Below are 11,414 nucleotides of genomic sequence, written 5' to 3' on the forward strand. Positions count from 1 at the left end.
TACATGGATGTACCGATTACGGACCTGAGGATGGCATGCGCAAGCTTATCCACCCTCAGTACTACTGACCAACACTTTCGATTGCACCCCACACCGGCCACAACATCAGGGTTAGCGTTGCACCGGTTCCCGTTGTCCCATCAGGATTAACAGACCGCGTGTCAACTGGGCCGGCGAAGGGGGGCAGCCGGGGATCTTCAGATCAACAGGCAGTACATTTTCGACCGCCCCGCAGGAGGCGTAATTGACCCCGAATTCGCCACCGTTGCAGGCGCAATCGCCACTGGCGATGACGTAACACGGTTTGGCCATCGCCTCGTAGGTGGCGATCAGCGCCGCCTCCATGTGTCGTGACACCGGGCCGGTCACCAGCAGTGCGTCGGCATGGCGGGGCGAGGCGACGAAGTGCACGCCATAGCGTTCGATGGCGTAGTAGGGGTTGTTGAGGGCATGGATCTCCAGTTCGCAGCCGTTGCAGGAGCCGGCGTCCACCATGCGGATCGCCAAGCTGCCGCGAAACTGCTTGTCGACCATCCGTTTCAGCTCCGGGGCCAGCTGCTCGATCTCCGCGTCGCTTGCCGGCTCCTCGGTGACCAGCCCGGTTTTGAAGATTTTATGGAACATACCCAACATGACTATAGATCCTGCCCCGAGTAGGAGCCGTTGATCGATTTATTGCAAACCGGAAAGTCGGGGACGATGTTGCCCTGGATCAGCTGCTCCAGCGCCGGCCAGTTGAGCCAGCTCGGGTCGCGCGGGAAGAAGCGTTCCACCCGCCCATCGGCGTCCAGCGCCAGGTAGCTGATGATCTCGCCACGCCAGCCATCGACAATTCCCAAGCCCTCGCCGCCGCGGCCCTGGGGCATCGGCAGCCGGTGTTCGCCCGGCTCCAGTAACTCGACAAAACGCCGCATCAACCCCAGGGAGATGCCGATTTCATCGGCGCGGATCTTGGCCCTGGCCGCCACATCGCCCGCGCGGTACCCCGGCACCGCCACCTCCACCCGGTGGTAGGGGGCGTAGGGGGCGTCCCGGCGGACATCGAAATCACACCCGGAGGCGCGCCCCACATAACCCAGGCAGCCCAGCTCGGCGGCCCACTCCGGGGTCAGCCGCCCGGTGGTCATCAACCGGTCCTCCAGGGACTCCGAGCGCTCGATGATCTCGATCAGCCTGGCCACCTCGGATTCCAGCTCCTGGGTGCAGGCGAACATGTGATCCGCCCCCTGACTGTCGATGTCGATCGCGACCCCGCCGGGAACGATCCGGTCCATCATCAAGCGATGGCCGAACAGCAGGGCGTTATCCCGCACCAGCCGCTCCTTCAGGCGGCTCAGTTGATAGTGGGGGAAGGCAAAGCCCACATCATTGCAGATGGCGCCGATGTCGCCCAGGTGGTTGGCCACCCGTTCCCGTTCCGCCATGATGGCGCGCAGCAGCTGGGCCCGGGGTGGGGGCTCGACCCCCAGGACCCGCTCCGCCGCCTGGCAGGCCGCCCAGCTGTGGGCCACGGTGGAATCGCCGGAGACCCGGCCGGCGAGGCGGGCCAGTCCGTCCAGGTCGCGTCCCCGCGCCAGTTTTTCGATCCCCTTGTGGACATAACCCAGGTGCTTTTCCAGATTGATCACCGTCTCGCCCACGGCCTGAAAGCGGAAATGGCCGGGCTCGATGATGCCGGCATGCACCGGCCCCACGGCAATCTCGTAGACCGCGCTGCCGCTGGCCTGAACGAAGGGGTAGCTGTCGTCCGCCGGCGTCGGGGCCGGCGTCGGGGCTGGGGGTTTGGTGGTCTGCCCGTCGCCGCGTAGCGGGAAGTCGTCCTCCCGCCAGGCCTGGTGACGGGTCCAGCGGCGGCTGTCGCACTGCCCCTCGAACGCAATGCCGAACAGGTCGTGGGCATGCCGCTGCGGCCGGTCGGCCGCCGGATAGAGGTGGGCGATCGACTCCAGCGGCTGCTGTTCGCCCAGGCGGGTCGACAGGATCAGATAGCCGCCGCCCTTCTCCAGGCAGCTGAAGGCCTCAAGCCCCGACCCGGTCTCGCGCACCCAGAAGGCGGCCCAGCGCATGGCGCACTGCCTGCAGAGTGCCGTGGCGGGGACCCAGGCGTGCGGCGCGATCTCAAGTTGCCGGGCCGGCAACAGACGCGCCGGGTGGTGCTCGACTGTCTCGATGCCCGTCGCCGCGAACTGCTGTTGTATCTCGTTCAGCCAGGCTTCGCTCATAACAGTCCGCTCCCTGAAATCAGGATGGTCGCCTGGTCAAACCAGTGCGCCAGAAAATCGGGAATCGAGAGGCCCAGCCACAACACCAGGGCCAGGTGCAGTACCACCGGCCAGACGGTCGCCTTGATCGGCATCAGGCCCTCCGGCCGGTTGCCGAAGACCATGGGATGGAGGTGGCGAAACAGGCCGGCAAAGGCGATTCCGAGACCGACCAGCAGGGGGATGGTCAGCCAGGGCAGGGTCTGCATGGTGGCGCTGAGCAGCAGGAACTCGCTGGTGAACACGCCGAACGGCGGAAAACCGGCAATCGCCAGGGTGCCGATCAGCAATCCCCAGCCCACCGCCGGCTGGGTCTGGATCACGCCGCGGATGTGGTCGATGGACTGGGTGCCCGAGAGTTGGCTGGCCTGGCCAACGGTGACGAAGATCGCGGACTTGGTCAACGAGTGCACCGTCATGTGCAGCAAGGCCCCGAACGTGGCCAGCGGGCCGCCCAGCCCAAAGGCGAAGGTCATCAGCCCCATGTGCTCGATGGAGGAGTAGCTGAACAGGCGCTTGATATCGCGTTGGCGATGCAGGAACAGGCCGGCGACGATAAACGACAGCAGGCCGAAACTCATCATCAGGTAGCCCGCCAGCTGGGGGGCATGCTCGCCACCGCCCGCGAGTGCCCCGTCCACCAGCACCTTGACCCTGACCACGGCGTACAGCGCGACGTTGAGCAGCAAGCCCGAGAGTACCGCGGACATCGGCGTCGGACCCTCCGAATGGGCGTCGGGAAGCCAGTTATGCAGCGGCACCAGGCCGATCTTGGTGCCATAGCCGACCAGCAGAAAGACAAAGGCGATGCCCATCACCGTGGGTTCCAGCTCCGTGGCGTGGCGGATCAGCGAACTCCACAGCAGTGCCTGATCCGGCCCATCCACCACCTTGGCGGCCGCCAGGTAGATCAGCACGGTACCGAACAGCGCCTGGGCGATACCGACACCGCAGAGGATGAAGTACTTCCAGGCCGCCTCCACCGAGGCCGGGGTGCGGTAGAGACTCACCAGCAGCACCGTGGCCAGGGTGGCTCCTTCCAGGGCCACCCAGAGCACGCCGAGATTATTGGTCGTCAGCGCCAGCAGCATGGTGAACATGAAGGCCTGGAAGCTGGCGTGATAGAGGCGCATCTGGCGTTCCGAGACCCGGCCGATCTCGAACTCGTGCAGCATGTAGGTGCGGGAGAAGACCGAGGTGGTGAAACTGACCAGATTGGTCAGTGCCACCAGGTAGACGTTGAAGGCATCGATATAGAAATATTGATTGTCCAGCGCCCCCTGGCGGAGTACCGCATTGGCCAGCCAGATCGAGAACAGAAAACCGGCCAGGCTGATCAGGATATTCAGCCGCGCGGCCAGCCGGGTCCCGGGGATCAGCGCCAGCAGCAGGCCGCCGGCCAGCGGCGTGAGCAGCGTCCAGAACAGCGCACTCATTCGTCCACCTCCGTCAGCTGGTTGAGCATGTCCACGTCCAGGGACTCGATGCTGTCACGGATATGGAAGAAAAAGACGCCGAACACCACGGCGGCGATCAGCACGTCAAAGGCGACCCCCAGTTCCACCACCATCGGCATGCCCTGGGTGGCGGTCACGGCGCCAAAAAAGAGGCCGTTCTCCATCGACATGAAGCCGACCACCTGGGTGATCGCCTTGCGCCGGGTGATCAGCATCAACATCGACAGCATGACCACCGCCAGACTGATGGCAATGGCGTCGCGGGTGATTGATTCGGCAAAGCGCTGGATCGGCAACGCGACGCTGTAGCAGAAGATCACCAGCGCCCCCGCCGCGATCAGCACCACCCCGGGTCGCAGCAAGCTGTCGAGGTCGCGCAGGATGCCGAGCCGCCGCGCTTGGCGGGTCAGCAGCCAGGGCACGAACCAGACCTTGAGCAGCAGCGTCAGCCCGGCGGAATAGAACAGGTGGTACTCCTGGGTGTTGAGCGCCACCAGCGCGGTGACCACCACCAGCAGAAAGCCCTGCAGGGCGAACAGCCTGATCGTAGCCACCACCCGGGACTGGGCCAGCAGGGCGAAAGAGGAGACCAGGACCATGGCGGCCAGGGTCAAGATCGCCTGTTCGGTGAGCGTCAGATAGGCATAGGTGTCGAGAAAACCGCTCATTTCGACGACTCCAGGATAACGAAGCTCAACATGCCGATCATCGCCAGCGCGAAACTCATCGCCAGGAAGGTGGGGGCCTTGAACAGCCGCATCTTGGCCACCGCCGTCTCACCCAGGGCCAACAGCAACCCCAGCAGCGACAGCTTCACCGCGATCGCCACCACGGCCATCCCGAGGCCGGCAGCGGAGGCGCTCTGGGCGATACCCCAGGGGAAGAACAGATCGATAATCAACACCGCGTAGGTGGTCAGTTTGAGCTGCGAGGCCAGCTCCATCATGGCCAGGTGCCGGCCACTGTATTCGAGGATCATCGCCTCGTGGATCATGGTCAGCTCCAGATGGGTGGCGGGGTTGTCGACCGGTATGCGGGCGTTTTCCGCGATCGCGACCATGATCAGGGCAATCAGCGCGAACAGTATGGAGGGGCGCAATACCGACTGCTGCTGCAGCCCGTGCTCGACCAGGGTCGAGAGGTTGGTGCTGGAGGCCACCATGGAGAGCGTGAACACCACCATCAGCATGGCCGGCTCGGCCAGGGCGGAAACGGTCATCTCCCGGGATGAGCCCATGCCGCCGAAGGCCGTGCCCACATCCATGCCGGCCAGCGCCAGGAAAAACCGCGCCAGGGCGAACAGGCCGACCAGCACGATCACGTCCGCCATGGCGCTGATCGGCTGGTGCAGGACCAGCAGCGGCACCACCGAGGCGGCCAGCACCGTGCAGCCGCAAATGATGTAGGGCGCGCCGCGGAACAGCACCGAGGCGTTGTCCGCCAGCAGCACGTCCTTGCGCACCAGCCGCAGCAGATCCCGGTAGGGCTGCAGCAGCGACGGCGGGCGGCGGTTCTGCAGCAGGCACTTGAGCCACTTGATCCAGCCCGAGAACAGCGGCGCCAGGAGCACGAACAACAAGGTCTGCAGCCAGACGAATACCCAGTCGGCAGGGTTCAGGAAATCAACCATAACAACACCACCAGGGTCACGAATGAATAGGTAAGATAGTGCCGGAGATTACCGGTCTGCAGCAGGCCGACCTTGCGGGCGCTGGCCTGGATCAGCTTCACTACCGGCTGGTAGAGCCAGCGCCAGGTAATGTCCTCTATCTGCAGCTGGTAACCCAGTTGCGTGGGGTGACTGCGCAGTTCCGTGGACAGCTCACGTTGCTGCTCTTCATGCACCCGCCAGACCGGCCGGAAGATCTGCTGGATCGGCATCACAAACGCGGTGCCGGTGTACTGCATGTTGGGGGTGAGGCGACCGAATCCACAGCCCCAGGCCGGTCCGCGCTGGATCGGTTTCAGGCGGCGGTGTTTGCACAGCAGCAGGTAGACCGCGCCCCAGGCGAGCAGGGCCAGGGTGACGCCGAACAGCACCATCGGCCCGCTGTAGCTGGCCACCTCCGGCGCCACCGGCGTCAGCCAGAGCCAGCCGTGGGCGGTCGCCGAGGTGACATGGCTGCCGGTCAGTCCCGCCACCACGCGGCTCAGGATGGCCACCGTCGGCGCCCCGAGGATGCCGAAGAGCAGGCACAACCCGGCCAGCAGGCCCTGGCCCCACAACATGCCGGAGGTGCCTTCGCGGGCGTGTTTGACCCGCCGCGAGCGCGGCTGGCCAAGAAACACGATGCCGTACAGCTTGACGAAGCAGGTGGCCGCCAGGGCCCCGGTCAGCGCCAGCATCGCCGCGGTGATCGGCACCACCGCGCGCAGCACGCCGCTCTCCAGGATGGTGGCCTGCAGCGCGGTCTGGAAGGTGAGCCACTCCGAGACAAAGCCGGTGAACGGCGGCAGTGCCGAGATACTGATACAGCCGATGAGGAAAAACAGAGCGGTCCAGGGCATGCGCCGGATCAACCCGCCCATCTTGCCCATGTCATGTTCGTGGGTCTGTTGCAGAATGGTGCCGGCGCCCAGGAACAGCAGGCTCTTGAACAGGGCGTGACTGAGCGCGTGATAGAGCGCCGCGATCAGCCCCAGCGACCCCAGTTTGGGATAACCGGCGCCGATGAACAGCACCGCCAGCCCCAGGCCGATGAAGATGATGCCGATATTCTCCACCGAGGAGTAGGCGAGCAGCCGTTTGACATCGTTCTGCATCAGCGCGTAGAGCACCCCGAACAGGGCGGTGACGCTGCCGACGATCAGCAGCACCACCCCCCAGCTCCAGTACAGGGTGCCGATCAGGTCAAAGGTCAGGCGCACGAAACCGTAGATCGCCACCTTCAGCATCACCCCCGACATCAACGCCGAGATATGCGACGGGGCCACCGGATGCGCCTCCGGCAGCCAGGCGTGCACCGGGAACATGCCGGCCTTCATGCCGAAACCGAGCAGACCGAGGCCGAAGGCGACGCTGGCCCAGATCGGCGAAAGTTGAATCGCGCGAAACGCGTCGAAGGTGAACGCGCCGCCAAAAGAAGCGAAAATGCCAAAACTGAGCAGTATCAGCACCGCGCCTATCTGCGCCATCAGCAGGTAGAGAAAGGCGGCCCGGCGATTGGCCGGCTGATGGTGCTGGTAGGCCACCAGGAAATAACTGGAGACCGACATCAGCTCCCAGGCGATCATGAAGGAGAACGCATCGTCGGCCAGCACCACCAGCTCCATGCCGATGATGAACAGCGAGGTCATCAACCCCAACAGCCCCAGTGGATAGGGGCCGCGCAGATACTCGCGCACATAGCCGGGACCGAACAGGCTGCTGGTGATGGTGCCGATGCCGATCAGCGCCAGGAAAAACGCCGATAGACCGTCCATGCGCAGGTGCCAGGGCAGCCAGGGCAGGCCGAGCGGCAGCGTGCTGTCGAATCCGGGATTGCCCAGCAGCACGACGCCCGCCGCCAGCAGGGCCGCCAGTCCGGCGAAACCCATCAGCGGAAATACCAGCCAGGTAATCCACAAACGCCTGCGCCCGACCAGCATGGAAGCCAGGGCCGCTGCGAACAGCAGGCCGAAGGAAACGGCTGTCAGCAGGGTGGAAGAGAACTCACTCATAGCACCGGCATCCCGATTCAGAATTTGAGACGTACACCGCGCCCGCCGGTGTCACTGACCATGCCTTCGGAAATCAATATCGCCCCCGCCGCCTCCAGTGCATCGATCACCCTGACCAGCGACTCGACATTGCCGCGGACATTGCCCTGGCTCGCCTCCATCCGCTGGATGGTGGGTACCGAGAGGCCGCACGCCTGGGCCAGCTTCTTCTGGTCCATGCCCAACAGGGCGCGTGCCGCTTTCATCTGCGCGGAGGTAATCATAGGGAAATACTCATTATTTATGCTGTAAATATCTTTAATGTACTATTAGATATTACTAACCATGTCTAAGATACATATATGCATGTTTAATATATCACTGGAATTTGTGGATTATCAACCCCCGAGCCTCGATGGCGATGGCCTTGTGGAGTAGGCAATGCGTCAAACCGCACGCACCGTAGCCCGGATGAAGCCGCTATTCCCCCAACAGGATTAAAGGCTCGCGCCCACAGCGGCGGAATCCGGGGCCGCTCGGCACAACGCCGCCCTGGATTCGCCCATCGGTGGCTGCGCGCCTTACGGTCACATTAATTCGAGTCAATTCAGACAAAACAACCGCTTCATAGGTCTTATATAAGGTGCTATATTAAGACCTGTTAAACGGACCTGTGGAGATGATCATGACCATCAAATTTTCCGAGGATCTGGTTCCCCTGACCGACCTGAAAGTGAACCCGGGGCGTGTGGTGAAGCACACCACCGAGGTGCACCGGCCGGTGCTGCTCACCAGCCGGGGCCGGGGGGTCGCCGTGGTTCAGTCGGTAAGCGATTATGAAAAAGCCGAGGAGGAGCGTGACTTCATGCGTGCTGTTGTAGCCGGGCTGGCAGATTTGGAAGCGGGGCGCGAAATCTCCCTCGACGAGGCCAGGGCCCGGCTCGGCCTGAAGTAGCATGCCTTCGGTGGTCATCAGCTTTGCCGAGTCCGCGCTGCAGGATCTGGAGGCGGTGCGGGCCTGGTATGCGGAACAGGGGGTGCCCGAGGTCGGCGCGCGGCTGCTGGCGGAGGTCTTTCAGCGCGTCCAGCCCCTCGCCGATCATCCGGACATGGGCCGGGTGGTGCCTGAATTCGATCAGCCCTTCCTGCGCGAGCTCATCCATCCGCCGTTTCGGATCGTGTACCGGCGTGATCCGCAACGGGTGAGGATTGTCCGGGTGTGGCGTAGCGAGCGCCTGTTGCGGGTGCCCGGATCTGGTCAGAAAGGCGAGCCGGGGTTGGTGGTTTGATAGTTAAAGTGCGGGTGTTCTGGTCTTTTGGGGCTGTCAAGGTAAATGGAAAGACCTGGCTCTATTGCCCTCTGGTGAAATTGCTGGGATTTGGTTGGCGTGGTAGATTCTCAAGGGAAATATGGATGCGCACTGGGGTAGATGGAACAAATGACACGAAAATATACCCAACATACAAGCTATCTTGTAGTCATCTCGCTCTCGCTGTTTCTGCTGTCTGGTTGCCAAACTTTGCAAACAGCGAAGGTTTCTAACTCAGAAGTTACCACAGAAAGAGCTAAACAAATTCGACTTGCTAAGCAGCTAGAGGCTGACCGTGCGGCGAGGTTGAGTAGAATATCCGCAAAGCTACAGGCAAACGCCTATGATATCTGCAACCGCGTGAAAGGGAGCTTCGATATCAGCTGTCGGTATCCTGTAAAATTAGTTAATAGCGAACAAATTAACGCTGCCGCGGATGGTAAAACCGTATATATATCCACCGGAATAATGAAGTTCACTGAGTCGGATGACGAACTTGCCCTTGTGGTTGGTCATGAGCTGGCTCATAACATCCTCAGTCATTCAAATAAAAAAATCGCATCTACAATTCTAGGAGCGATTATTGATGGCCTCATATTGGGTGCCAGTGGGGTTGACACTGGTGGGGCGTTTACCCAAGTAGCTAGCAAAGCTTATTCGAAAGAATATGAGCTTGAATCTGATTATTTAGGTCTCTATTTAGCTGCCCGTGCTGGATATGACATAACGAGTGCACCGAACTTTTGGCGAAGAATGGGCATAGAAAATCCCGGAAGTATTGTCTCTCGCTATAACAGCACTCATCCGAGCACTCCAGAGCGGTACGTGGCAATGGAGAAGGCCGTCAACGAAATCCAAATAAAGAAGCATAACGAACTAGCCTTAGTGCCTAACCTCATTGATAAAGAAGGTGAAAAGGGTGGGGAAGTTAGTGAGCAAGGAGAGGAGAGATATGCACTACAGACTAATTCCGCATATGATTCGAGACAGAGTGCAATAGCTGCGAAACCGAGGCCAATAAGGAGATTAACAGGTCAATGGGGCTTCGAAGCTGAACGGGTAGCAAATGAGACCTTTTGTCAAAACGGCAGCGCTTTGGCATCACTTGAGTCAGAGCCAGACTCTGATCATGGTGAGATTTACTCAATCGGATGTGGTGATACGCAAGTAAGAATGGAGTGTAACTGGGGTGATTGTGGGGTGGTTGAAAATTAATTAAAGGGGTCACCCATTAGCCGCCTCCGGTCAACAGGGCGTATGAAGCCGTGAGCTTCTTCGCCCCGTAATTATCATGCAGAACACCAAGGCGCGCCTGCCTTTTCTTCGGGTTGTGCTGATTCGATAACGAAACGCACCAGTCACCCATCGGGATCTAGGCTCGGCAATATCCTTTTGTCGGCCCCAAGAAGCATCGCTGCTCCAGAAAATTCACAGTGCCCACCTCTGGCCAGTTCATATCGTACAGAACCCGGGCTATCTCTCGATGCCAACCCTTTTCAAGCTCATCGGTGAGGCGCTTCAGTTAACCCTGCATGTTTAGGTTGCCGTGACGGCGGCAATCAGAGCCTCCGGGCTTGATGCCAACCCCTTTTCCGCCGTCCGCCACGGCAAGACTTAGCCAAAGGCCCGGTGCACGTCGAACGGTTCCTGCCGGGTCAACATGTAATAACAGGCCTTGGTCAGTTTGTTGGCAACCGTCTTCTTGGCCACCAGAATATGGCGTTTGGCCTTGCGCCTCTCGTAGAAGCGCCTGATCTCCGGGCTCCAGATGGCGGCATGGTGGGCCGCCTCCATGAAGGCCCAGGCCAGATACCTATTGCCGTTCTTTTTGTTGCCCCGGCCTTTGAGTTTGCCATTACTGAGCTTCTCGGTGCTGACGCTGCGGGCATAGGACGCATAATGGCCCGCACCGGAAAAACGATGGATGTTGCCAGTCTCCAGGATGATGGTGGGGGCGAGTATCTTGCCCACCCCCGGTATGCTGGTCAGCAAGTCATAGTCTTTGTTGGCGTTGAGCCGTTTCAATACCTCACGCTCCAGCCTGTCGATGGCCTTGTCTAGCCAGTGCATGGCCAGGATGGTGATCTGGCCGCCGAGGCAAATGGGCTCCGGCAACAGCTGATCGATCCGGGTACTATCCAGCGCTTTGACCTGGTTAGCCGACAACCGGTTGCCGGTATAGCGGGCAATCAGGCTTTGTACGCTCAAGTGGTGCAGGGTTCTTTGATGCACCAGCAGCAGGCGGCGGCGCAAAAGATCGCGCACGGCCCGCTGCTCCCGGGGCATTATGTAACCTTCCGGCAGTATGCCGAGGCGTAGCAGATGCGCCAGGTGTCGAGCATCGGTTTCATCGTTGCTGTGCTTGAGTCCGGCATACTGGGGAATGGCGCTGGTGTGTGCCAGGCGTACCGCAAAGCCGGCATCCATCAGGCCGTCCACCAGCCAGTACCAGTTATAGGTGGATTCCACCACGCAGGCCAATAGATCCTCCTTGTACGGCTGCAAACTCTCGACAATGAGGTCTAAACTATTGGGCAGGCGCTTTTCGAACAGCACGTGGTCTCGGTCATCCAGGACTGACAGTACGCTGTTGTTGGCGTGAAGATCGATTCCGCTATAGAGTGTCATGGCCGTCTCCTATTTTCAGATGGTTTGTCATCTTTCACATCCTTTGACAAACACCACCTGGCTTAGGAGGCGGCTAGGGGATTATCAGAGCCCTTTAGTGGATTATCAGGTGAGTGGAT

General features: G+C 60.9%; 11 protein-coding genes. 3 read left to right on the top strand and 8 right to left on the bottom strand.

The features are described 5' to 3' along the window. Positions 1-111 precede the first annotated feature (111 nt). From O9K64_RS15345 to O9K64_RS15375, 7 genes are read right to left on the bottom strand one after another with little or no spacing between them, the layout of a single operon-like run. On the bottom strand, positions 112-633 hold the full coding sequence (locus O9K64_RS15345) for an NADH-quinone oxidoreductase subunit B family protein (RefSeq protein ID WP_275098961.1): 522 nt from the start codon (positions 631-633) through the stop codon (positions 112-114). A 2-nt stretch (positions 634-635) separates the two neighbouring features. Further along, on the bottom strand, positions 636-2,222 hold the full coding sequence (locus O9K64_RS15350) for an NADH-quinone oxidoreductase subunit C (protein ID WP_275098962.1): 1,587 nt from the start codon (positions 2,220-2,222) through the stop codon (positions 636-638). After that, on the bottom strand, positions 2,219-3,697 hold the full coding sequence (locus O9K64_RS15355) for a hydrogenase 4 subunit F (protein ID WP_275098963.1): 1,479 nt from the start codon (positions 3,695-3,697) through the stop codon (positions 2,219-2,221). Before O9K64_RS15355 ends, O9K64_RS15350 begins: the two co-directional genes overlap by 4 nt. Continuing rightward, positions 3,694-4,386, bottom strand: a complete 693-nt coding sequence (locus O9K64_RS15360) for a formate hydrogenlyase (RefSeq protein WP_275098964.1) — start codon at positions 4,384-4,386, stop codon at positions 3,694-3,696. The genes O9K64_RS15355 and O9K64_RS15360 overlap by 4 nt, the downstream gene beginning before the upstream one ends. After that, complete coding sequence (locus O9K64_RS15365; protein WP_275098965.1) at positions 4,383-5,348, bottom strand: respiratory chain complex I subunit 1 family protein; 966 nt, start codon at positions 5,346-5,348, stop codon at positions 4,383-4,385. The genes O9K64_RS15360 and O9K64_RS15365 overlap by 4 nt, the downstream gene beginning before the upstream one ends. Beyond that, on the bottom strand, positions 5,333-7,378 hold the full coding sequence (gene hyfB, locus O9K64_RS15370) for a hydrogenase 4 subunit B (RefSeq protein ID WP_275098966.1): 2,046 nt from the start codon (positions 7,376-7,378) through the stop codon (positions 5,333-5,335). The genes O9K64_RS15365 and hyfB overlap by 16 nt, the downstream gene beginning before the upstream one ends. Positions 7,379-7,395: 17 nt before the next feature. Further along, on the bottom strand, positions 7,396-7,641 hold the full coding sequence (locus tag O9K64_RS15375; protein ID WP_275098967.1) for a helix-turn-helix domain-containing protein: 246 nt from the start codon (positions 7,639-7,641) through the stop codon (positions 7,396-7,398). A 401-nt stretch (positions 7,642-8,042) separates the two neighbouring features. Here O9K64_RS15375 and O9K64_RS15380 point away from each other — a divergent pair, with 401 nt between their 5' ends. The 3 genes from O9K64_RS15380 (at position 8,043) to O9K64_RS15390 (ending at position 9,882) form a co-directional block, all read left to right on the top strand. Beyond that, positions 8,043-8,312 (top strand): type II toxin-antitoxin system Phd/YefM family antitoxin, encoded by a 270-nt coding sequence (locus tag O9K64_RS15380; RefSeq protein WP_275098968.1) that lies wholly within the window; start codon positions 8,043-8,045, stop codon positions 8,310-8,312. Between the two features lies 1 nt (position 8,313). Further along, the gene (locus tag O9K64_RS15385; RefSeq protein ID WP_275098969.1) at positions 8,314-8,646 is read left to right on the top strand and encodes a type II toxin-antitoxin system RelE/ParE family toxin; all 333 of its coding nucleotides are present in this window, start codon (positions 8,314-8,316) and stop codon (positions 8,644-8,646) included. Between the two features lie 141 nt (positions 8,647-8,787). Then, on the top strand, positions 8,788-9,882 hold the full coding sequence (locus O9K64_RS15390) for a M48 family metallopeptidase (RefSeq protein WP_275098970.1): 1,095 nt from the start codon (positions 8,788-8,790) through the stop codon (positions 9,880-9,882). A gap of 399 nt (positions 9,883-10,281) precedes the next feature. On the opposite strand, the gene O9K64_RS15395 is transcribed toward O9K64_RS15390, so the two are convergent. Then, entirely contained in the window at positions 10,282-11,295 is a 1,014-nt protein-coding gene (locus O9K64_RS15395) for an IS110 family transposase (RefSeq protein WP_275098971.1), read from the bottom strand. Positions 11,296-11,414 lie beyond the last annotated feature (119 nt).

It is taken from the genome of Sedimenticola hydrogenitrophicus (assembly GCF_029017505.1).
In the GTDB taxonomy this organism is placed as follows: domain Bacteria; phylum Pseudomonadota; class Gammaproteobacteria; order Chromatiales; family Chromatiaceae; genus Sedimenticola; species Sedimenticola hydrogenitrophicus_A.

Coding starts and splice junctions, on each gene's coding strand:
- O9K64_RS15355 (WP_275098963.1), bottom strand. CDS start 3,697: ATGAGTGCGCTGTTCTGGACGCTGCTCACGCCGCTGGCCGGCGGCCTG.
- O9K64_RS15360 (WP_275098964.1), bottom strand. CDS start 4,386: ATGAGCGGTTTTCTCGACACCTATGCCTATCTGACGCTCACCGAACAG.
- O9K64_RS15350 (WP_275098962.1), bottom strand. CDS start 2,222: ATGAGCGAAGCCTGGCTGAACGAGATACAACAGCAGTTCGCGGCGACG.
- O9K64_RS15395 (WP_275098971.1), bottom strand. CDS start 11,295: ATGACACTCTATAGCGGAATCGATCTTCACGCCAACAACAGCGTACTG.
- O9K64_RS15345 (WP_275098961.1), bottom strand. CDS start 633: ATGTTGGGTATGTTCCATAAAATCTTCAAAACCGGGCTGGTCACCGAG.
- O9K64_RS15375 (WP_275098967.1), bottom strand. CDS start 7,641: ATGATTACCTCCGCGCAGATGAAAGCGGCACGCGCCCTGTTGGGCATG.
- hyfB (WP_275098966.1), bottom strand. CDS start 7,378: ATGAGTGAGTTCTCTTCCACCCTGCTGACAGCCGTTTCCTTCGGCCTG.
- O9K64_RS15365 (WP_275098965.1), bottom strand. CDS start 5,348: ATGGTTGATTTCCTGAACCCTGCCGACTGGGTATTCGTCTGGCTGCAG.
- O9K64_RS15390 (WP_275098970.1), top strand. CDS start 8,788: ATGGAACAAATGACACGAAAATATACCCAACATACAAGCTATCTTGTA.
- O9K64_RS15380 (WP_275098968.1), top strand. CDS start 8,043: ATGACCATCAAATTTTCCGAGGATCTGGTTCCCCTGACCGACCTGAAA.
- O9K64_RS15385 (WP_275098969.1), top strand. CDS start 8,314: ATGCCTTCGGTGGTCATCAGCTTTGCCGAGTCCGCGCTGCAGGATCTG.